This window comes from Rhizobium sp. 268 (assembly GCF_036571585.1).
In the GTDB taxonomy this organism is placed as follows: Bacteria; Pseudomonadota; Alphaproteobacteria; order Rhizobiales; family Rhizobiaceae; genus Rhizobium; species Rhizobium redzepovicii.
On record NZ_JAPPSO010000002.1, the window covers coordinates 99,035 to 120,429 of the forward strand.

At 61.1% G+C, this 21,395-nt stretch carries 16 protein-coding genes; 11 read left to right on the forward strand and 5 right to left on the reverse strand.

Features of this window, described 5'->3' with window-relative positions:
* Positions 1-145: 145 nt before the first annotated feature.
* On the reverse strand, positions 146-427 hold the full coding sequence (locus tag OS035_RS03920) for a hypothetical protein (protein WP_097628063.1): 282 nt from the start codon (positions 425-427) through the stop codon (positions 146-148).
* A 27-nt stretch (positions 428-454) separates the two neighbouring features.
* Entirely contained in the window at positions 455-919 is a 465-nt protein-coding gene (locus OS035_RS03925) for a hypothetical protein (RefSeq protein ID WP_179867154.1), read from the reverse strand.
* Between OS035_RS03925 and OS035_RS03930 the strand changes: the two genes are divergently transcribed.
* From OS035_RS03930 to OS035_RS03940, 3 genes are all read left to right on the forward strand, one after another.
* Positions 906-1,049, forward strand: coding sequence for a hypothetical protein (locus OS035_RS03930; RefSeq protein ID WP_179867146.1), 144 nt, complete (start codon positions 906-908; stop codon positions 1,047-1,049). The two genes, OS035_RS03925 and OS035_RS03930, sit on opposite strands and share 14 nt — an antisense overlap.
* A gap of 81 nt (positions 1,050-1,130) precedes the next feature.
* Entirely contained in the window at positions 1,131-7,430 is a 6,300-nt protein-coding gene (locus OS035_RS03935; RefSeq protein ID WP_097628061.1) for a HAMP domain-containing protein, read from the forward strand.
* 10 nt (positions 7,431-7,440) lie between these two features.
* A complete protein-coding gene (locus tag OS035_RS03940) occupies positions 7,441-9,117 on the forward strand; it encodes a response regulator (protein ID WP_097628060.1) in 1,677 nt (558 codons plus the stop codon).
* Between the two features lie 83 nt (positions 9,118-9,200).
* On the opposite strand, the gene OS035_RS03945 is transcribed toward OS035_RS03940, so the two are convergent.
* Positions 9,201-9,683: a hypothetical protein gene (locus tag OS035_RS03945; protein WP_143541930.1), complete on the reverse strand. Its 483-nt coding sequence runs from the start codon at positions 9,681-9,683 to the stop codon at positions 9,201-9,203.
* A 107-nt stretch (positions 9,684-9,790) separates the two neighbouring features.
* Positions 9,791-10,072, reverse strand: a complete 282-nt coding sequence (locus tag OS035_RS03950) for a type II toxin-antitoxin system ParD family antitoxin (RefSeq protein WP_097628058.1) — start codon at positions 10,070-10,072, stop codon at positions 9,791-9,793.
* Positions 10,073-10,237: 165 nt separating this feature from the next.
* Here OS035_RS03950 and treZ point away from each other — a divergent pair, with 165 nt between their 5' ends.
* The 3 genes from treZ to OS035_RS03965 all read left to right on the forward strand — a co-directional run bounded on the left by treZ (position 10,238) and on the right by OS035_RS03965 (position 14,215).
* On the forward strand, positions 10,238-12,031 hold the full coding sequence (treZ, locus tag OS035_RS03955; RefSeq protein WP_097628057.1) for a malto-oligosyltrehalose trehalohydrolase: 1,794 nt from the start codon (positions 10,238-10,240) through the stop codon (positions 12,029-12,031).
* Between the two features lie 26 nt (positions 12,032-12,057).
* The gene (gene malQ, locus OS035_RS03960; protein ID WP_179867153.1) at positions 12,058-13,947 is read left to right on the forward strand and encodes a 4-alpha-glucanotransferase; all 1,890 of its coding nucleotides are present in this window, start codon (positions 12,058-12,060) and stop codon (positions 13,945-13,947) included.
* Between the two features lie 106 nt (positions 13,948-14,053).
* Positions 14,054-14,215 carry a hypothetical protein gene (locus tag OS035_RS03965; RefSeq protein WP_003591297.1) on the forward strand — a complete coding sequence of 54 codons (162 nt, stop codon included), beginning with the start codon at positions 14,054-14,056 and terminating at the stop codon, positions 14,213-14,215.
* Between the two features lie 87 nt (positions 14,216-14,302).
* Here the strand turns inward: OS035_RS03965 and OS035_RS03970 are convergent, their stop codons facing one another.
* The gene (locus OS035_RS03970) at positions 14,303-15,490 is read right to left on the reverse strand and encodes a hypothetical protein (protein WP_097628055.1); all 1,188 of its coding nucleotides are present in this window, start codon (positions 15,488-15,490) and stop codon (positions 14,303-14,305) included.
* A 453-nt stretch (positions 15,491-15,943) separates the two neighbouring features.
* Here OS035_RS03970 and OS035_RS03975 point away from each other — a divergent pair, with 453 nt between their 5' ends.
* The 5 genes from OS035_RS03975 (at position 15,944) to OS035_RS03995 (ending at position 21,385) form a co-directional block, all read left to right on the forward strand.
* Positions 15,944-16,819 carry a DMT family transporter gene (locus OS035_RS03975; RefSeq protein ID WP_097628054.1) on the forward strand — a complete coding sequence of 292 codons (876 nt, stop codon included), beginning with the start codon at positions 15,944-15,946 and terminating at the stop codon, positions 16,817-16,819.
* Positions 16,820-16,954: 135 nt separating this feature from the next.
* Positions 16,955-17,869: an ABC transporter permease gene (locus OS035_RS03980; protein WP_097628053.1), complete on the forward strand. Its 915-nt coding sequence runs from the start codon at positions 16,955-16,957 to the stop codon at positions 17,867-17,869.
* A gap of 3 nt (positions 17,870-17,872) precedes the next feature.
* A complete protein-coding gene (locus OS035_RS03985) occupies positions 17,873-18,814 on the forward strand; it encodes an ABC transporter permease (RefSeq protein ID WP_179867149.1) in 942 nt (313 codons plus the stop codon).
* Positions 18,807-20,441 carry an ABC transporter ATP-binding protein gene (locus OS035_RS03990; protein ID WP_097628051.1) on the forward strand — a complete coding sequence of 545 codons (1,635 nt, stop codon included), beginning with the start codon at positions 18,807-18,809 and terminating at the stop codon, positions 20,439-20,441. Before OS035_RS03985 ends, OS035_RS03990 begins: the two co-directional genes overlap by 8 nt.
* The gene (locus tag OS035_RS03995; protein ID WP_097628050.1) at positions 20,438-21,385 is read left to right on the forward strand and encodes a 2-hydroxyacid dehydrogenase; all 948 of its coding nucleotides are present in this window, start codon (positions 20,438-20,440) and stop codon (positions 21,383-21,385) included. Before OS035_RS03990 ends, OS035_RS03995 begins: the two co-directional genes overlap by 4 nt.
* Positions 21,386-21,395: the final 10 nt, after the last annotated feature.

The window sequence follows — 21,395 nt, forward strand, 5'->3', positions numbered from 1 at the left end:
ATTCGGCCGGGGTATAGCCTCAGAAACGCCGGGAAAACAAGACCAAATAAATCAACTTATCTGGAAAAGTCGACAATGCTCGACAAGCTGCCGGACAGCGTGCCGGATCCATCCGAGCGATGCGGCGTTTTGTAAACCTTAGACGTCAGCTCAGTTTTCCCACAAGCTTCGCATAATCCGAAAATGTCAGCTGTTCACCTTTCCCGGCGGCTTCACCGGCGAGTTGCAACACCCGGATGGGAAACAGGATCGCGGCGCGGTTGGCGCCCGACAGTTCATGATCGTCGTCCTCCTCGATTGCCTTTTGGGCCTTCGACAGCGCGGCGTTGATTTCCCCGCGCGTCAGCACTTCTTTGTCGACGATTGCGTCGCAGATCGACGTCATCGCCATGATCAGCCCCTTGAGCTGTAGATTGGCCGTATTCATGAGAACTCCAATAAAAAGGGGTGGCCTCTAATCCGGTTGGACTGGGCGGATCGTGTCGACCGAGACCATGCCCTCGACGATGCCGCGCTTGATATCGCGTCTGTTCCGGTCGATCTCTATGACAGTATAGAGCTTGTCGTCGCGGAAGGCACTGGCATTGACCGTGGTCACATCCTCGGCGGGAGCCGCATCCACTTCCATGAAGTCGAGTTCGCGCGCCGCGGCGACGATCCTTGCATCACCCGGCGTTCTGGCGGCCACGATGACGATGCCGTGGCCGGGGGCATTGTCCCATCTTGGATCGTCGGGAGCGGCGATCGGTTCCAGCCGGTAGATGTTGAGCATCTCGCCGCCCGTTTCGGGTGAGGCTTCCGCCGCCGCATCCTGCATTTGCGCTTGGCTCTCGACCGACTTTCCGAAGGTGGTCGGGCTGGTCGCGCTGTTGATCTCTTCCTTGCCTGTCCTTGAGACGTTCGACATGTCGCTCTCCATTATCACGACGGAAACGACGGGTGGCGCGGAACTGTTCCCGCCTGCACGAAAATCCGCAAATCCTTTGAAAGGTCTCAGGCGGGCGTTGTGGATTGATGCAGCTACCAAGTTCATTTTGAATGGCAAATGATGATAAGCTGTATGCGGGGATAGCCCATACCATTTTCCGCGTTGAGCACTAAATTACCAGTCGTCGAAGAGGGGGATTTTCGTGAGCAACCAAACCAGTGAACGCGCGCGCGACAGCGTCGCGGCAGACAGCCTCAATGGCCACGACCACAAAACCATGGCATTCGACGATGCCAGCGCGCTCCTGGAGGTCCTTGTCGCGGTCAGGCGCGGCGACTTTTCGGTGCGGATGCGGTCGGATCTGACCGGCGTCACCGGCAAGATCGCCGATGCCCTCAACGACATTATCGCCGGCAATCAGCGCATGGCCCAGCAACTGGAACATGTCGGCCAGGTTGTCGGTCGCGACGGGCGCACGAGCACGCGCGTGCGCTTCGGCCTGTCGGATGGTTCCTGGTCGGAGATGGAGGGATCGATCAACGGCCTGATCGACGATCTCCTGTGGCCGACGACGGCCGTCACCCGGACGATCACCGCGGTCGCCAAGGGCGATCTGCTGCAGACCGTCCCCCTCGACGTCGACGGCCGGGCGCTCAAAGGCGAATTCCTGCGCTCGGCCGATATCGTCAACACGATGATCAAGCAGCTGAGCGTCTTCACCTCCGAGGTGACGCGCGTTGCCCGCGAGGTCGGCACGGACGGAAAACTCGGCGGGCAGGCGCAAGTGCCTGAAGTGACCGGCGTCTGGAAGGACTTGACCGAAAGCGTCAACTCGATGGCGTCGAACCTGACGGCGCAGGTGCGCAACATCGCGGAGGTGACGATCGCCGTTGCCAACGGCGACCTTTCCAAGAAGATCACCGTCGACGTGCGCGGCGAGATCCTGCAGCTCAAGGAAGCCATCAACACGATGGTCGACCAGTTGCGCTCCTTCGCCTCGGAAGTGACGCGCGTGGCCCGCGAGGTCGGCACCGAAGGCAAGCTCGGCGGCCAGGCGCTGGTGCCGGGTGTCGCCGGTACCTGGAAAGACCTAACCGACTCCGTCAACGCCATGTGCGGCAACCTGACGGCGCAGGTGCGCAACATCGCCCAGGTGACGACGGCCGTGGCGCGCGGTGACCTGTCACGCAAGATCACCGTCGACGTCTCGGGCGAAATCCTCGAGCTGAAGGAAACCATCAACACGATGGTCGACCAGCTGAACGGCTTTGCCGGCGAGGTGACGCGCGTGGCGCGTGAAGTCGGCACGGAAGGCCGGCTTGGTGGCCAGGCGCAGGTGCCCGGCGTCGCCGGCACCTGGAAGGACTTGACCGACAACGTCAATTCCATGGCTTCCAACCTCACCGCGCAGGTGCGCAACATCGCCGAGGTCTCGACCGCGATCGCCAATGGCGACCTGTCGAAGAAGATCACGGTGACGGTGTCGGGGGAAATTCTCGAGCTGAAGGAGACCATCAACACGATGGTCGATCAGCTGAACGCCTTTGCTTCGGAAGTCACCCGCGTCGCCCGCGAAGTCGGCACCGAGGGCCGGCTCGGCGGCCAGGCCAATGTGCGCGGCGTCGCCGGCACCTGGAAGGATCTGACCGAGAATGTCAACTCGATGGGCGGCAACCTGACGGCGCAGGTGCGCAACATCGCCGAAGTCTCGACCGCGATCGCGAATGGCGACTTGTCGAAGAAGATCACCGTCGACGTGAAGGGTGAGATCCTGGAGCTGAAGGAAACCATCAATACGATGGTCGATCAGTTGAACGCCTTCGCCTCGGAAGTCACCCGCGTCGCACGCGAAGTCGGAACCGAGGGCCGGCTCGGCGGCCAGGCCAATGTGCGCGGCGTTGCCGGCACCTGGAAGGATCTGACCGACAGCGTCAATTCCATGGCCTCCAACCTGACGGGACAGGTGCGCAACATCGCCGAAGTCGCGACCGCCGTCGCCCAGGGAGACCTGTCGAAGAAGATCACCGTCACCGTGTCCGGCGAAATCCTCGAGCTGAAGGAAACCATCAACACGATGGTCGATCAGTTGAACGGTTTTGCCGGTGAAGTCACGCGTGTGGCGCGCGAGGTCGGCACGGAAGGCCGGCTCGGCGGCCAGGCCAACGTGCTCGGCGTCGCCGGCACCTGGAAGGACCTGACCGACAGCGTCAATTCCATGGCGGGCAATCTGACGGCGCAGGTGCGCAATATTGCCGAAGTCTCGACCGCGATTGCCAATGGCGACTTGTCGAAGAAAATCACCGTGTCGGTTTCGGGGGAAATCCTGGAACTCAAGGAAACGCTGAACACCATGGTCGATCAGCTGAACCGGTTTGCATCAGAAGTCACGCGCGTCGCCCGCGAGGTCGGCACCGAAGGCAAGCTCGGTGGCCAGGCGCAGGTGCCGGGTGTCGCCGGCACTTGGAAGGACCTGACCGAGAACGTCAATTCCATGGCCTCCAACCTGACCGGCCAGGTGCGCAACATCGCCGAAGTCACGACGGCCGTGGCGCGCGGCGACCTGTCGCGTAAGATCACCGTCGACGTGAAGGGGGAAATCCTCGAGCTGAAAAACACCATCAATACGATGGTGGATCAGCTCAATGCCTTCGCCGGCGAAGTGACGCGCGTCGCCCGCGAAGTCGGCACCGAAGGCAAGCTCGGTGGCCAGGCGCAGGTGTCCGGCGTCGCCGGCACCTGGAAGGACCTGACGGACAGCGTCAACTCGATGGCCGGAAATCTGACGGCGCAGGTGCGCAACATCGCCGAGGTGGCGACCGCGATCGCCAATGGCGACCTGTCGCGTAAGATCACCGTCGACGTGCGCGGCGAAATCCTGCTGCTGAAGGATACGTTGAATACCATGGTCGACCAGCTTCGCTCCTTCGCCGGCGAAGTGACGCGCGTGGCGCGCGAAGTCGGCACCGATGGCCGCCTCGGCGGTCAGGCCGTCGTTCCCGGCGTCGCCGGCACCTGGAAGGACTTGACCGACAACGTCAACCTGCTCGCCGCCAATCTGACGACCCAGGTTCGAAACATCGCCGAGGTGACGACCGCCGTGGCGCGCGGTGACCTCTCCCGCAAGATCACCGTCGACGTGAAGGGGGAAATCCTCGAACTGAAGAACACTATCAACACCATGGTGGACCAGCTCAACGCCTTCGCCGGTGAAGTGACGCGCGTCGCCCGCGAAGTCGGCACCGAAGGCAAGCTCGGCGGCCAGGCGCAGGTGCCGGGTGTCGCCGGCACCTGGAAGGACCTGACCGACACCGTCAACGTCATGGCCGCCAACCTGACCGAACAGGTGCGCGGCATCGTCAAGGTGGTGACGGCTGTGGCGAACGGCGACCTCAAGCAGAACCTCACCGTCGCCTCCAAGGGCGAGGTGGCAGCACTCGCCGAAACCATCAACAACATGACCAATACGCTTGCGACCTTCGCCGATCAGGTGACCACGGTGGCGCGCGAAGTGGGCGTCGAAGGCCGCCTCGGCGGCCAGGCGAATGTGCCAGGTACGGCGGGGACGTGGAAGGATCTGACCGGCAACGTCAACCTGCTTGCCGCCAACCTGACGACGCAGGTGCGCGCCATTGCCGAGGTGGCGACCGCCGTCACCAAGGGCGACTTGACGCGCTCGATCAAGGTCGATGCACGCGGTGAAGTCGCCGAACTCAAAGACAATATCAACACGATGATCGACAACCTGCGCCTGACAACGGAGCGCAACACCGAACAAGACTGGCTGAAGACCAACCTGGCCCGCTTCACCAATATGCTGCAGGGCCAGCGCGACCTGACGCTGGTGGGCAAGTTGCTGCTGTCGGAGCTGGCGCCGCTCGTCAGCGCGCATCAGGGAGTGATCTACCAGGTCGATGCCGATGAGGAACAACCGTTCCTGTCGCTTCTGTCGGTCTATGCGCAAGGGGTCGAGGCGGCGCATCCGCCGCGGCTCGATTTCGGCCAGGGACTTGTCGGCCAGTGCGCCAGTGATGCTCGCCGGATTCTTGTCACCGACCTTCCCGAGAATGTCGTTCCGATCAGTTCCGGCGTGTTCACGACCCTGCCGCGAAGCGCGATCGTGCTGCCGGTGCATTTTGAGGGGCAGGTGAAAGCGGTGATCGAGCTTGCCTCCGCCGGCGAATTCACCGAGCTGCAGCTGTCCTTCCTTGACCAGCTGACAACGTCGATCGGCATCGTCCTCAATTCGATCGAAGCGACCATGCAGACCGAAGGCCTACTCAAGCAGTCGCAGAAACTCGCCGCCGAGCTGCAGACGCAGCAGCGCGAGCTGCAGCAGACTAACGAGCAGCTCGGGCAGAAGGCGCAGCAGCTCGAAGAACGCAACGTCGAAGTCGAGGCGAAGAACCAGGAGATCGAGCAGGCCCGGCGCGCGCTCGAGGAAAAGGCCACCGAGCTGGCCCTGACATCGAAGTACAAATCCGAATTCCTCGCCAACATGTCGCACGAGCTGCGCACGCCTTTGAATTCGATCCTCATTCTCGGCCAGCAGCTCGGCGAAAACCCCGACGGCAACCTGTCGGGCAAGCAGGTCGAATTTGCCAAGACGATCCATGGCGCCGGAACCGACCTTCTGAACCTGATCAGCGATATCCTCGACCTGTCGAAGATTGAATCCGGAACGGTTTCGGTCGATGCCGAGGAGATTTTCGTCAGCAACCTGCTTGAGGTGATGGCCCGGCCATTCCGTCACGAGGCGGAAAACCGGAGCCTGTCGTTTGCGGTCGAGATCGGCGGTGATGTCACGAAGAGCATCATCACGGATTCGAAGCGGCTACAGCAGATCCTCAAGAACCTGCTGTCGAACGCCTTCAAATTCACCGCGCAAGGTGGTGTGACGCTTCGCGTCGCGTTGGCGGCGGGTGGCTGGTCCCCGGATCATCCGTCGCTCCGGCACGCGCCTTCGGTCATTGCCTTCGAAGTCGTCGATACCGGCATCGGCATTCCGCCGGAAAAACAACGCATCATCTTCGAGGCGTTCCAGCAGGCGGATGCCTCAACGAGCCGCAAATATGGCGGCACCGGTCTCGGGCTGGCGATCAGCCGCGAACTGGCAAACCTGCTCGGCGGCGAGATTCAGCTGCGCAGCACGCCGGGCGTCGGCAGCACCTTCGTCCTCTATCTGCCGCTCACCTATGTCGGCGCCGGCGCGGTTGCGCCGAAGTCCCTTCCATCGGCCAATGTGGTGGAGTTCGCCGAGGCGGCAGCCAGCCGCCGCGCCGAGAAGACCATCGAACATGTGGAAGACGATCGCCACCAGATAGCGGCCGGCGATTCGGTGCTGCTCGTCGTCGAGGACGATGCGCATTACGCTCGTGTCCTGGTCGATCTTGCCCGTGACAGCGGATTCAAGGTTCTGGTGGCGATGCGTGGCAGCGATGCGCTGTCACTCGCGCAGGACTACCGGCCGGCGGCGATCTCGCTCGACATCTTCCTGCCCGATATGCTCGGCTGGACGGTGCTGAGCCAGCTCAAGCAGAATCCGCAGACGCGGCATATCCCGGTGCAGATCATCAGCCTCGACGAGGATCGCCAGCATGGGCTCACCCGCGGCGCCTTCGCCTTCATGAGCAAGCCGACGACGCCCGAGGGCCTCGGCAAGGCGCTGTCGCGCTTGAAGGCCTACGCGCAACCGCGCCGCAAGCATCTGCTGCTGGTGGAAGACAACGAGGCCGAGCGGCTGAGCGTCACCGCGCTTCTCGGACATGACGACATCGACATCACAAGTGTCGGCTCCGGATCGGAAGCGCTCGCCGCCCTCAGGCAGGATCCGCCGGATTGCGTGGTGCTCGACCTTTCGCTGCCTGACATGTCCGGCTTCGATGTACTGGAGCAGATACGCGACGACGCCGAGATCGGTGAGGTGCCGGTGGTCGTCTTCACGGGTCGAGAGCTTTCCCCTGAAGAAGATGCGACGCTGCACAGTATGGCCCGAAGCGTCGTCGTGAAGGGCGTCGAGTCTCCGGAGCGTCTCCTCGATGAGACGGCGTTGTTCCTACACCGGGTCGTCGCCGACCTGCCGGCGGCAAAACAGGCGACCCTGCAGGAACTGCACAGCTCGGACGAGGATCTCGTCGGCGAGACCGTGCTGCTCGTCGACGACGATGCCCGCAATATCTTTGCGCTGAGCAGCGTACTGGAACGCCGGGGAATGCGGGTACTGACGGCCACGACCGGCAGCGAAGCCATCGACGTCATCAACAACGAGCCTTCGGTGGCGATCGTGCTCATGGATATCATGATGCCGGGAATGGACGGCTACGAGACGATGCAGGTCATCCGTTCGGAGCCACGGTTCCGACGGCTGCCGATCCTGGCGCTGACGGCGAAGGCGATGAAAGGCGACCGCGAGAAATGCCTGGAAGCGGGTGCATCCGATTACCTGGCGAAGCCGGTCAATACCGAACAGCTTCTGTCGGCGCTTCGCATGTGGCTGCACCGCTGAGGATCCGGTCATGAACCCCGTCAACATCCTCCTCGTCGACGACCAGCCTGCGAAACTTCTGAGCTACGAGGTCATTCTCGAAGAACTCGAGGAAAACCTCATCAAGGCGCAATCGGCGCGCGAAGCTTTCGAGCACCTACTGCGCACCGAAATCGCGGTGATCCTCGTCGATGTCTGCATGCCGGAACAGGATGGCTTCGAGCTGGTCGGCATGATCCGGCAGCATCCGCGCTATCAGAACACCCCGATCATCTTCGTTTCCGCGGTGATGCTAGCCGAACCCGACCGGTTGCGCGGCTATGCGGTGGGCGCCGTCGACTACGTCTCCGTCCCGATCGTGCCTGAGGTGCTAAGAGCCAAGGTCAGGGTCTTTGCCGATCTTTACAGGAAGACGCGGGAACTCGAACGGTTGAATACCGAACTGGAGGCTCGGGTTCGCCAGCGCACCGCCGAACTCGAGGCCTCAGCCGCTCAGCTGCGGGAGCTTAACGAGGAGTTGGAGCACCGGATCGATCAAAGGACGCGCGAGCGTGAGGAAGCGCTGGCGCAATTGTTCGAGGCGCAGAAGCTCGACACGATCGGCCACCTGACGGGCGGGGTGGCGCACGACTTCAACAACCTTCTGATGGCGGTGCTCGGCAGCCTCGGCCTCCTGAAGAAGCGGCTTCCGGCGGATGAACGCAGCGAACGCCTGCTGACGAATGCGATCCAGGCGGCCGAGCGCGGCACGGCGCTGACCCAGCGCCTGCTTGCCTTCGCGCGCCGCCAGGAGTTGAAGCCGCAGGCGGTCGATTTCCTCAGGCTGTTCGAAAACGTCGAGGATCTGCTCGCCAAGGCGGTGGGGCCGCGCATCGAAATCCACAAGCGCATTCCGGCGGATCTGGCTCCGCTTCTGGTGGATAGCAACCAGTTGGAGCTGGCGCTGCTCAACCTGTTCGTCAATGCCCGCGACGCGCTCGAAAGCGGCGGCGCCGTGACGGTTGTCGCGGCAGCGGCCGAAGACGGTCGGCCGGCCGGCCTCGCCGGCGGCAATTACATCAGGATATCGGTGTCGGACGATGGCGAGGGCATGGATGAGGCAACGGTCGCTCGCGCTGCCGAACCGTTTTTCACCACTAAAGGGGTCGGCAAGGGCACCGGCCTCGGCCTGTCGATGGTTCATGGCCTGGCGGCGCAATCCGGCGGCTCGATCCAGATATTGAGCGCGAGGGACAAGGGCACGACCGTATCCCTTTGGCTGCCCGTCGCCGAGGCCTTCGTCAAGACGCAGCCGGCCGTCGAGCCTCCTGCGACGGAAGCCTTAAACCCGGTATCACGGCCGCTCGCCATTCTCGTCGTCGACGACGATGCGCTTGTCCGGACGGGAACTGTGGCGATGCTGGAGGATCTCGGACACCTGCCGCGCGAGGCATCTTCCGCCTCGCAGGCCCTGGAATTCCTCGCTGACGGACGAGATTGCGATCTCGTCATCACCGATCATGCGATGCCCGGCATGACAGGCGCCGAGCTTGCGCGCCACCTCCGCTCAGCCTTCCCGAGCCTGCCGATTATTCTTGCCTCGGGTTATGCCGAATTTTCCGAAGACCACGGCCTCGGCCGGATGCTCCGGATGACCAAACCCTTCACCCAGGAACAGCTTCAGGCGGCGATGGACAAGGCACTCTCGGGCAAAGTCGCGGCGGCGTGACGGTCGAAACGCAGCGGCGGAGTGCGGTCGAAATCTTGGATGAGGTTGAACCCGAACGGGTGGAGTTGGAGCATTTCCACTTTCTATTTGCCTACCTCCCAGGAGACGATCAGAAAGTATGAAAAGCTATCCATTTTATTATCTCTGGGGTTTATCGCCAAAGCTGCCTCATCAAAATCCCTCGTGCCACTCAGAGTGTAAACTGTCTTGCATCTGCCGAGAGTGTCTACCGTTGGATCGCAAAATGTCAGATGGCGACGTTCTATATTTAAATCCTCATTTATAATCTTGCCGACCTCCGACAATATTTCCTTTGCATGAGTGTCTGGATTTCTAATGTAGGAACTGCCGTCAAAGTTTAAGCTCTTCGCGAGTCTTAACGTCCGCTTGCTTCCATCGCACTCCACAACAAGCACCGCGTCGGATGAAGTTTTTCCAAAACCGGGGCATTTAATTTCGACGGAGTCGAGCGACTTTATGGAAAAGTCCTCTGGCAGATCAGGTGTATACAGCCCGAGTATAAGAAACATTGAGGCAAAGCTGAAAGTGTGGACCATAGTCGTCATCTTCGCATCACGGCTGATCGCTGTACAACATAAGCGCGGCTTTCAAATTTAGTGTCCGGAGCTTTCACCAAGCCACTGGTTGCGTTTTGACATATGGCAACGCTTCATCAGTCGTCTTCCCGATCGATTTCGTCCATGCGTGCTTCGAGCCGCTTCCGGGCTTCTTCGAGAAGCTTGGCCCTTGTGGGGTCGGCCTTATGGGCATCATAGGTGGCCACGACTTCAGTTCGCAGCCAGTGCTCGACAGCATTCTCGCGTTCCTGCAAAGCTCGCAGGCCCTCGCGTATGACTTCGCTTTCCGAGGCGTAATCACCGTCGGACACCCGCTGCTTGACTCGCTTCGCCATTTCCACGGGAAGTGTGATGCTCATCTGTTGCGTCGAACGCATACGCTGCACTCCTATTTTGCAGGATAGTTATAGCATACGGTAGGATAAAATCCTACTCGAGATGGATAGAGTCATACTCTTTCCAGCATTTGCTGAACGAGGGATGCCCGATGGCGTCCGCGTGCGGACGAAACTTTTTGCTCCTGCAAAAGTTACCCAAATCCTATGCTCTTCACAGAAGGCTTTCCCTTGACCAATATGACGTTCGGCCCCGCAGTCACTGAAGAGGGTATTCTGTTTCGGCTCTGGGCTCCCCTGCATGAAAGCGTGTCGTTGAAGATCGAAGGCGCCGATCCGCGGCCGATGCAGACGGCGGAAGATGGCTGGCATCGATGCACGGTTCCGAATGCCCATGCCGGCACGCGCTATCGCTTCGTTCTGCCGGACGGTCTTGAAATTCCCGATCCCGCCTCGCGGTTCCAGCCGCAGGATGCGCATGGCCCGAGCGAAGTGGTCGACCTCACCGCCTATCGCTGGAGGACGAGCGACTGGAGCGGCCGGCCGTGGGAGGAAATGGTCATCTACGAGATGCACATCGGCTGCTTCACGCCGGAGGGGACTTTCACAGCCGCGATCGAGCGGCTCGATCATCTCAGGGAGTTGGGCGTCACAGCGTTGCAGGTCATGCCGGTCAGCGAATTCCCCGGCCGCTACAGCTGGGGTTATGACGGCGTGCTGCCCTATGCACCTGACAGCAGTTATGGCCGGCCCGAAGATTTCATGGCGCTGGTGGACGCAGCCCATCAGCGCGGCATCTCGGTATTCCTCGATGTGGTCTACAACCACTTCGGGCCTGACGGAAATTATATCCCTTCCTACGCGCCGCTCTTTACCGACCATCACAAGACACCCTGGGGCCACGGCATCAACTATGACGGCGACGGATCGGAGATGATCCGCGAATTTATCATTGAGAACGCCATCTACTGGATCACCGAATTCAGGCTCGACGGCTTCCGCTTCGATGCCGTTCACGCGATCAAGGACGATAGCGACGAGCATTTGCTTCACGAACTTGCCCGCCGCGTCAGGGCTGCAGCCGGCGACCGGCACGTTCATCTGATCGTCGAAAACGAGGAGAATGACAGCGATCTGCTGAAGCGCGACGAAAAAGGCGAAGCGAAGCTGTTCACCGCCCAGTGGAACGACGACGTCCACCATCTGCTGCATATCACTGCCACCGGTGAAACCTTCGGCTATTATGCCGATTACGCCGGCGACGCCGGTAAGCTCGGCCGGGCGCTGGCGGAAGGCTTCGTGTTCCAGGGCGAACCGATGCCTTATCGGGGGGCAAGCCGCGGCAGGCCGAGCGGTCACCTGCCGCCGACGGCCTTCATCTCCTTCATCCAGAACCATGACCAGATCGGCAACCGGGCGCTGGGCGACCGGGTGTTGGCGTCGAGCCCGGCCGACGCCGTCAAAGCCGTCATATCAATCTATCTGCTGGCGCCCGAGATTCCGATGCTGTTCATGGGCGAGGAATGGGGCGCTGCAGAACCTTTCCCGTTTTTCTGCGATTTCGACGAGGAGCTGAACGAGAAGGTCAGAAAGGGCCGTCGCGAGGAGCTTTCGCGCCTGCCGGGCTTCGACGCCGACGACCTTCTCGACCCGACGGCGCCATCGACCTTCGCTGCGGCCAAACTGGATTGGTCGAAACGCGCTTCCTCCGAGGTGCTCGATTTTTACAGAACGCTTCTCGACCTCCGGCACCGGAGGATCGTTCCTTTGCTGAAAGGCGCGACGGCCGGAAGCGCTGTCTACCGCTCGGCGGGACATGCGATCGCAGTGGATTGGCCCCTTGCGGAAGGCCGGCATCTTCACCTGCGCGCCAACCTCGGCGACGAGGCGACAGCGCACGACTCGCCGCCGGACGATGCTGAGACGATACTCCGGCTCGGCGGACGCGACGGCGGCGGTTTGGCGCCCTGGGCAGTGATCTGGAGCCTGAGCGAGGCGTGACGGCGGTGGGAGGAAAGGGTCGAATGATGAAATCCGCAGAACTCGACAAACTCGCCCGCCGCCACGGCATCAGCCCGACCAGGCCCAGTCCCGAAAACCGGGAGGTGGTGATCTCGGCCGCGACCAAGCGCAAGATACTCTCGGCATTGAATATTGAATTGACGGCGGATCAAGAGGCCGGCGCGCCGCAGTGGAAAGCGAAGCCGGCGCGAGGGAAGATCCCGGCGTCGTTTCTTCCGGATTTCCTGTCTGATACCCGGATCTGGGGCATGAGTCTGCAGCTCTACGAGATCCGGTCGGCACGCAACTGGGGTATTGGAGACTTCCAGGATCTGGCCGATATGGCCGATCTGGCGGGGGCGCTGGGAGCGGATTTCATCGGCCTCAATCCGATTCACGCGCCGTTCCTCGCCGATCCCAACCGCTGCAGCCCCTACGAACCTTCAAGCCGCCAGCATCTCAACCCGCTCTATATCGCGGTCGATCAGGTGCCGGGGTTTGCCGGCAATTCCGAACTCGAACAGGAATTGGAGCGCCTTCGCCAATCCGATCTCGTCGATTACATCGGCGTCGCGCGGACCAAGCTTGGAGCCCTTCGTGATCTCTGGTCGGCGCGGCGACAACGCCGTGTTGATGACGAAGCCGAGTTCGACGCATTTGTCGCGCATGGCGGCGACAGCCTTCGGCTGCATGCGCTGTTCGAATGCCTCTCCTCGTCCATGGTCGAGCGCGGGGCGGGCGCCGGCTGGCAACGATGGCCGGCCGAGTTCCAGCGCTTCGACAGCGACGCTGTCGGCGATTTCGAACGCGAGCATGCAGATGATGTTCGCTTCCACATGTGGCTGCAATGGCTCGCCCACCGCCAGCTGATGCAGGCGGCAGATCGGGCGCGCAAGGGCGGCCTCAGGATAGGACTCTATCTCGATCTTGCCGTCGGGGAGGCGGTCGACGGCTCGGCGACGTGGAGCGAGCCGGATATCTATGTCTCGCAGGCCACGATCGGCAGTCCTCCCGATCCATTCGCCGTCGATGGGCAGGACTGGCACCTTGCCGGATACCTGCCGTCCGAAATTGCCGGAGGGGAGATGTCGCCTTACCGGCGCATGGTCGGCACCGCCATGCGCTACGCCGGCGCCATTCGTATTGATCACGCCCCGGCGATCCGCCGCCTTTTCCTGGTTCCGTTAGGCAGCAGGCCGGATAGCGGCGCCTACGTCCGCTATCCCGAGGACCGGCTGTTGCAGATCCTCGCCGAGGTTTCCGCCGAACATCGATGCCTTGTCATAGGGGAGTCCCTTGGAATGATTCCCGAAGGCTTGCAAGAGGATCTGGCTACCGCCGGCATTCTCTCCTACCGGATCCTTTCCTATGAACAGGATGAGAAGGGCTTCAAGCCCGCCAATGCCTATCCGGTCCTCGCGCTCGCCTGCATTTCGACGCATGACCACCAAACGCTTGCCGGCTGGTGGCGCGGCGCCGACATTCAGGATCGCTGTGAACACGGTATCGTGCCGCCCGATATCACCGAAGAACATCTCAAACACCGCAGGCGCGAGCGGAGGTATCTGAAAGCGGTCTTCAACGCCGCGGGCCTCGACGTGCCGCCCCGGCTCACGGCGGCGCGGGCAAGCCAGGAAGCCTTGCAAGATCTGACGGTGAGCGCCTATCGTTTCATTGCGCGCACTCCATCGCTTCTGACATCGGTGCGGCTTGCCGATCTCACCGACGAGAAAGCGCCGACCAATATTCCGGGCACCAGCGACAGCTATCCGAACTGGAAGCCGAAGCTTTCGGTTTTGCTGGAGGATTTGCTGTCGGTCCCGCTGCTGAAGCGCGTAACGGCGGCGATGCGGGAGGAAAGGCCGCGCTTCGCCTCCGCGGCGCGAATGGAAATCGATCGGGGACGGAACGAATAGGAAGCCGGCGAATTTTTATCAAATAAGGACAGGGAAAGCCGAGATGAGGGCCTATCCGCTGTCGCCGCTTTAAATGCGGCACGACCAATATGATGGAAACAAGATCATGACGACCGCATTCATCCTTATCGCATTGGCCCTGATCATCATCTACGCCGGCCCAACGTTGCTGTTTTTCTGCGTCGGCTATGCCGATTATATGCTGGAGCGGCGAAGACACATGATCGCGCTGAAGCACGCCGTGAGGCGTCGCAGCGACGAGCTGTAGAGCAATTCCAGGAAATCGCCGAATCTCGGCTGGGGAAATGGAGCTGGAGGCAGGTCCGAACCCGCCTCCAGCTGCTGGCGCGCCAGCTTAGTCGTTCGCTGTGACCTTGACGCCAAGGACCGACGGAATGGTGTTCGGCGCACCCATGGCGGCGCCGATGATCATCGGAAATGGAACGGGCTTTTCCGGTGCTGCGCTGACCGTCAGGTTCTTCGGCCCGTCGAGATAGGTGTTGACGGCAGCCGACACCTGGTTCTGCAGCTCCGGCAGGTTGAGCTGCGCCATCATGATCGGCACAAGGCCTTTCAGCGATTGCGTCAGCTGGTCGCCCGTGACGCCCTGTTGGGCGCCGGCATAGTCGAGTGCCTTCTTGGTGATCGAGGCATCGTCGAAACGGATCGAGGCGCTGTTGAACGTCAGCTGCTGCATCAGTCCCAACATCGCAAGGCCGACGGCCTGGTTGGCCTCTTCCTTGTTCGGATTGGCCTCGGCGGTCTTCACCGCTTCCTGCAGCGACTTGACGAAGGCCAGCGTGTAGCCGGAGAAGTCGACGGCGATATTCAGCCGGCCGATATTCTTGAAGTCGAAAGCGTATTCGTCGACAGCGATCTTGCCGCTATCGACTTCCCAGCTGCCCTTCATCGTCACCGTGCCGTCGATCGTGGTCAGCCCGAGTTTCTCGATGGCGTCCTTCGCGCTCGCATCCTCGACCTGCGACAGGTCGGCTTTAAGGCCAGCGACATTGGCGTCATAAGTAAAGCCGCCATCCTGGCGCTCGAGGTTCGACTCGATGCCCTCGATGGCAAACACGTCCTTGCCCTTGATGTTGAGAGCGATCGGCCCGGTGCTGACCGTTTCATAAAGGAGGATGTCGTTCAGCGTCTCGCCCGTGGCATTGGCCGGAATCGTGAGGCCCGCGATCTCGATGTCCTTTGCGGAAAAGCGGCCTTCTTCCTGGCTCATGTCGATATCCGGGAAAGAGACGGTTTTGGCGTGATAGCCGCCGCCTTCGGTCTCCTCGACGCCCTCGAAGGTGAGCTCGCCGATCTTCAAAGTGTCGCCGGGCAGGTTTGCATATCCCACCTGGACGCCCGTCGCGGTTACCGTATCGCCATCGACATCAGCCTTTTCGAAGGTGATGACCGTGCCGCCGGCACTGGTAGCGGCATTGAGCTTTTTCATCATATCAGCGCCGTCAAGCGCGAAGGAGGGGCCGGCGAGGGCCAGGAAGGCAGTGCTTGCCATCATCAGGCGGAGATTGCGCATATGCTTCATGAAAATATCCTTATGGAGTAAGTAGACGTGGGGTTGTGAAATTCCCGGACCTATCCGTCCTGCTCCGAAGGCCCGAGAGCTGGGAGGGATGTCGCGGTTACATCTGGCCGCTAATTCGGTGGTGAGGAGGTCACGCACCGCCGGAACTGTCGGGCCGAGGAGATATAGCCGGCCTTCCCGAGAGGAGGGACGGCGTGATTTTCTCCAGCACGGGTCGTTTTGCGGCTCATTCTCAGACGTAGAGTGTATTCCCTCGATTCTTGCAACCCTGTAATTCCGTTGTCACGTGAAGCCGCTCAGCCCGCATTTTTTAAAACTAATATATTTGTATTTTAGTGTGGACGGCCGCTGGCGGATCGCGATAAGACCGTGGCTGCAGATGCTGGTCAGCGCGCTTGCGGTATCGAACGACCGATATGGCATGGGCTGCACTCGTCGATCAGGAGAAATGGAATGCAGCCCGGTCGCACAGGCCTTGCCGTCTGCATGATGGTGGCGGCCGCCTTGTTAAACAGTCTCGACGCAATCATCGTGCGCTCGCTGGCCGGCGGTGTACATCCATTGATGATCGGCTTTTTCCGATCGTTTTTCGGGCTCCTAGCCGTCTCGCCGTGGATCGTGTCTCGCGTTGGTCTGAGAGCCTCTCCCTACCGGGTCCTGCATGTCGTGCGTGCGGGTCTGAAGCTTGCCTCGCTGGTTGCTTTGTTCATCGCCTTTGCGCATGCGCCATTGGCCGATGCCACAGCGATCAATTTCACCATGCCGATGTTTCTCGTTCTCGGTGCGTGGCTCGTACTCAAGGAACGTGTCGGCGTTTCCAGCGTCGCTGGCATCGTGGCAGGCTTTATCGGCGTCATGATCATCATTCGCCCTGGAGCGTCCGCTTTCGACCAATGGCTGCTTTTTGCGCTGGCGGGAGCGGTCTTGACGGCGGCCAGCCAGTTGATGCTGCGGCGAATGGCGTTGAGGGACAGCGCGGACCGGCTGGTTGCATGGAACCTGATCACGACGGTGCCGCTCGGCCTGATTGTCATGCTGCCTGTTTGGTCGATGCCGAGTTGGAGCCAACTCGGGCTGCTCGCCATGCAAGGGGCACTCGGGGCATTTAACATGACGCTGATCACCCGCGCCTTCGGCATGGCGGCTGCAAGCGTTCTGGCGCCGCTCGACTTTCTCCGGCTGCCCATGGTCGCGCTGATGGCCTTTTTGTTTTTCTCGGAAATTCCTGCGCCCCAGACCTGGATCGGCGCGGCGGTCATCATTGGGGCAACCATCATCGGCACGGGCGATATCGCTTGGAGACGGAAGCCGCCGGTCGATAAGAGCTGATGAATTTGAGAAAGGGGGTTCACAAAAATTCTAGATACACTAATATTTCAGTTTCCGCTTGTCGACAGGGAACTGACGGCGGACACGCGAAGACCAGGCGAACGGTCCCTATGGGTTTCACTCGGGAGGAGTGGCATGAAGAGTTTCATCGGCAAACGCGCGATCGCCAGCGGCGTGTCGCTCGTGGTGCTTATCGTCATCGTGTTCTTCCTGTCCCGGCTGACCGGCGATCCGACCGATCTCTACCTGCCGATTGATGCGACCACGGAAATGCGCCAGCAATTCCGCGAAATGAACGGGTTCAATGAACCGTTGATCATCCAGTTCGGCCGTTATGTCGCGGATCTCGCGCAGGGCAACTTCGGTCAGTCGCTGCGGCAGGCTCGTCCTGCCATGGACGTCGTGCTGGAGGCCTTCGTCTGGACCTTCTGGCTGGCTGTCATCACCATGGCGCTGGTCACAGTCGCCGCGATCGTCATCGGTTCGCTCGCGGCGTTTCGCGTCGGCGGTGTCTTCGATCGTCTTGCCACCTTCTTCTCGCTGATCGGTGCTGCGGCCCCGGATTTCTGGCTTGCCATCGTGGCGATCGTCATTTTCGCCGTCAAACTTCATGTCCTGCCGACATCCGGAACGGGAACCTTCTGGCACTGGGTCCTGCCGGTCAGCGTGCTGTTCATCCGGCCCTTTGGCCTGATTCTGCAGGTGGTGCGCGGCTCGATGATCAGCGTTCTGTCTTCCGCCTACGTGAAGACGGCGCGCGCCAAGGGCGTCCGTTCCAACTCGATCATCTTCGTTCACGGATTGCGCAACGCCATGCTGCCGGTGATCACCGTCATCGGCGACCAGGCCGCCGCTATCTTGAACGGTGCCGTCGTCGTCGAGACGGTGTTTGGTTTTCCGGGAATCGGCAAGCTGATGATCGATTCCATCCTGCTTCGCGATTTCGCCGTCGTGTTGGCCGTCATCATGGTCTCGGCATTGGCGATCTTCATCATGAACCTGTTGATCGACATTGCCTATGTGCTGCTCGATCCGCGCATCCGGTATTGAGCGATGGCGATGACCGACACAGAAATCCTCGTCGAGAAAAAACCGAGTGGCCCGATCGGCCGCTGGCTGACCATGCTGTGGGCGGACAAGCTGGCCTTCTTCGCCGCTCTATTCCTACTGATCGTTCTTCTCTGTGCGATGTTCGGCCCGTTTCTGCTGGAGGGCATCGCCACCAAGCAGAACCTGCGGGGCCGAAACGCGCCGCCCTTCGATATCACCCGCGGATGGCTTTACATCCTTGGCGCCGATGCGCTAGGCAGGCCGCTTTTGGCCCGCGTCGTCGTGGCGGCGCAAAACACCATGCTGGTTGCCGCGGCGGCGGTGCTTGCATCCTCCGTCGTCGGCACGGCGCTCGGTCTGGTGGCCGGTTACAGCCGCTCTTCCGCCGCTCAATGGATCATGCGCCTCGGCGACGTCATCATGTCCTTTCCGTCGCTGCTTCTGGCGGTGATCGTGCTCTATATGCTCGAACCCTCGGTCACCAATATCGTCCTCGTCCTGGCGATTACCCGGATCCCCATCTATCTGCGCACCGCCCGCGCCGAAGTGCTTGAGGTGCGCGAGCGGATGTTTGTGCAGGCGGCCCAGGTCATGGGGGCATCGAACCGGCGCATTGTGTTCCAACACATCCTGCCGGTGATCTTTCCGACGCTGGTGACCATCGCCACGCTTGATTTCGCCTTCGTCATGCTGGCGGAATCCTCGCTGTCGTTCCTGGGGATCGGCATTCAGGCGCCTGAGATCACCTGGGGTCTGATGGTTGCTCAAGGGCGGCCCTATCTCACCAATGCCTGGTGGCTGTCTTTCTGGCCCGGCCTTGCAATCATCCTGACGACGCTGTCGCTCAATCTTCTGTCGAACTGGCTGCGCATCGCGCTCGATCCGACGCAACGCTGGCGGCTTGAAATGAGAGGCCGGGAAATGAGAGGCAAGAAAAATGGCTGAACATCTTCTGGACGTTCGTAACCTTTCGGTCGAGTTCCACACCGCCAGCGGGACCGTCAAGGCGGTGCAGGATGTCAGCTGGCATCTCGATCGCGGCGAGACCCTGGCGATCCTTGGGGAAAGTGGTTCGGGCAAGTCTGTCTCCGCGTCGGCGATCATGAACCTGATCGACATGCCACCCGGCAAGATCACCAGCGGCACCATTCTCCTCAACGGCCGCGACATGCTGAAAATGACGACCGAGGAGCGGCGGACGATCAACGGCGCCAAGATCGCCATGATCTTTCAAGACCCACTCGCCCACCTCAATCCGGTCTATCCGATCGGCTGGCAAATCACCGAGATGATGACGACGCATGGCCAGTCGGCGGAACGCGCCGGCGCGAGGGCGCTCGAATTAATCGGGCGCGTCGGGATAAGCGATCCGCAGGCGGCAATGCGGAAATATCCATTCCAGTTCTCCGGCGGACAGCGGCAGCGCCTGATGATCGCCATGGCAATCGCCTGCAAGCCCGATATTCTGATCGCGGATGAACCCACCACCGCGCTTGATGTTACGGTGCAGGCGCAGGTGCTCGAACTTCTACAGGAGTTGCAGCAGGAAACCGGAATGGGCCTGTTGCTGATCACTCACGATTTGGGCGTCGTTGCCGAGATCGCCGACCGGGTCGTGGTGATGAATTCCGGCTGCGTCGTCGAAACCGGCAATGCGGCCGAAGTCTATCGCAACCCGCAGAACGCCTATACGAAGAAGCTGATTGCCGCCGCACCCGGGAAGGGTGCGATGGCGCAAGAGCGTGACCGGCAGGGCGAACCGCTGCTGCGCGCCATCGGCTTGAAGAAGAGTTTTGGCGCATTTCAGGCGCTGAAGGGCGTGGACTTCGTCATCATGCCCGGCGAGACGGTTGCCGTCGTCGGCGAGAGCGGTTCCGGCAAGTCAACTCTTGCCCGGGCGATCGTTCGCCTCGACGATCCGCAGGAGGGAAAGGTCCTCTACCGCGGAAACGATCTGCTTGCGATGACCCCTAGAGAAATATTCGGGCTGCGTCGCGATTTGCAGATGGTCTTTCAGGACCCGACGCAATCACTCAACCCACGGATGAGCGTGTTCCGGTTGATTTCCGAGGCCTGGGTCATTCACCCGGATATCCTGCCGAAAGCGAGATGGAAGGAGAGGGTGGCCGAGTTGCTGGTCAAGGTTGGCCTGAAACCGGATATGGCCGACCGGTATCCACATCAGTTTTCCGGCGGCCAGCGCCAGCGCATCGCGATTGCCCGTGCGCTCGCGATGGAGCCGAAGCTGATCATCTGTGACGAGGCGGTTTCGGCGCTCGACGTGTCGATCCAGGCGCAGGTGATTGCCTTGCTTGAGGGCCTGCGTCGCGAATTCGGCCTGTCCTACCTCTTCATCGCACACGACCTGCCGGTGGTTCGCGATTTCGCCGATCGCGTCATCGTCATGAAGGCTGGCGAGATTGTCGAGGAGGGTCCGGTGGAACAGATCTTCAACGCGCCCTCCCACCCTTACACGCAGGCGCTTCTTGCCGCGAGCCTCGATCCCGATCCAGAAATCCAGGCCACCCGACGCGCCGCCCGCCAACTACAGGAAGGACTCGTTTCCGCATGAAGCCCGATGTCATCGTCGCCTATCCGCTCCGGCCCCATCAGATGGCGATGCTGGAAGAGACCTACACGCTGCACCGGCTGGATCTTGTCAAAGGCGAAGAGCGGGATGCTCTCCTGCGGAAAGCAGGCCCGGTCTCTTCCGCACTGGTCTGCAACGGCCATGTGACGATCGACGAAGCCCTGCTTTCGAAATTGCCGGCATTAAAGCTCGCCGCCTGTTCCTCGGCTGGCTACGACCAGATGGACGTCGAGGCGATGACACGGCGCGGCATCAAGCTCACCAACACATCCGAGGTGCTTTGCGACGACGTTGCCGACATGGCACTGCTTCTGATGCTGGCGGCACGCCGGCGCCTGCCGGAAGGCGATCGCTATGTGCGCTCCGGCGATTGGGGGAAGAAGGGCATGATGCCGCTGACGACATCGACGTCGGGTAAGAAGGCCGGGATCGTCGGCCTCGGCCGCATCGGGATGGCGATTGCCAAGCGATGCGAAGCTGTCGGGCTAACGGTCGGCTATTATGGGAGGACGAAGAAGGCCGGCAACGATTTTGCCTATTTCGACGCACCGGTAAAACTGGCGGACTGGGCTGATATCCTGATCGTCGCGACCCCTGGCGGACCCTCGACCGAAGGACTGATATCGGCGGACGTGCTGAATGCGCTCGGGCCGACGGGCAGCTTCATCAACATTGCCCGCGGCACCGTGGTCGACGAGCCGGCCTTGATCAAGGCCTTGCAGGAAAGGCGGATCGCCTCGGCCGGCATCGATGTCTACCTCAACGAACCCAATCCAGATCCGCGCTTCGCAGCACTCGATAATGTTGTGCTCTATCCCCACCATGCAAGCGGTACCGAGGAAACGCGCGACAGGATGGCGCAATTGACGGTCGACAACCTTGCCGCCTTCTTTGCAGGCAGGCCGCTGCTGACGCCGGTCAATTGACTTCGGCAAA

Coding starts and splice junctions, on each gene's coding strand:
- OS035_RS03920 (WP_097628063.1), bottom strand. CDS start 427: ATGAATACGGCCAATCTACAGCTCAAGGGGCTGATCATGGCGATGACG.
- OS035_RS03930 (WP_179867146.1), top strand. CDS start 906: ATGTCGCTCTCCATTATCACGACGGAAACGACGGGTGGCGCGGAACTG.
- OS035_RS03925 (WP_179867154.1), bottom strand. CDS start 919: ATGGAGAGCGACATGTCGAACGTCTCAAGGACAGGCAAGGAAGAGATC.
- OS035_RS03940 (WP_097628060.1), top strand. CDS start 7,441: ATGAACCCCGTCAACATCCTCCTCGTCGACGACCAGCCTGCGAAACTT.
- OS035_RS03945 (WP_143541930.1), bottom strand. CDS start 9,683: ATGACGACTATGGTCCACACTTTCAGCTTTGCCTCAATGTTTCTTATA.
- OS035_RS03950 (WP_097628058.1), bottom strand. CDS start 10,072: ATGCGTTCGACGCAACAGATGAGCATCACACTTCCCGTGGAAATGGCG.
- treZ (WP_097628057.1), top strand. CDS start 10,238: ATGCTCTTCACAGAAGGCTTTCCCTTGACCAATATGACGTTCGGCCCC.
- malQ (WP_179867153.1), top strand. CDS start 12,058: ATGAAATCCGCAGAACTCGACAAACTCGCCCGCCGCCACGGCATCAGC.
- OS035_RS03965 (WP_003591297.1), top strand. CDS start 14,054: ATGACGACCGCATTCATCCTTATCGCATTGGCCCTGATCATCATCTAC.
- OS035_RS03970 (WP_097628055.1), bottom strand. CDS start 15,490: ATGAAGCATATGCGCAATCTCCGCCTGATGATGGCAAGCACTGCCTTC.
- OS035_RS03975 (WP_097628054.1), top strand. CDS start 15,944: ATGCAGCCCGGTCGCACAGGCCTTGCCGTCTGCATGATGGTGGCGGCC.
- OS035_RS03980 (WP_097628053.1), top strand. CDS start 16,955: ATGAAGAGTTTCATCGGCAAACGCGCGATCGCCAGCGGCGTGTCGCTC.
- OS035_RS03985 (WP_179867149.1), top strand. CDS start 17,873: ATGGCGATGACCGACACAGAAATCCTCGTCGAGAAAAAACCGAGTGGC.
- OS035_RS03990 (WP_097628051.1), top strand. CDS start 18,807: ATGGCTGAACATCTTCTGGACGTTCGTAACCTTTCGGTCGAGTTCCAC.
- OS035_RS03995 (WP_097628050.1), top strand. CDS start 20,438: ATGAAGCCCGATGTCATCGTCGCCTATCCGCTCCGGCCCCATCAGATG.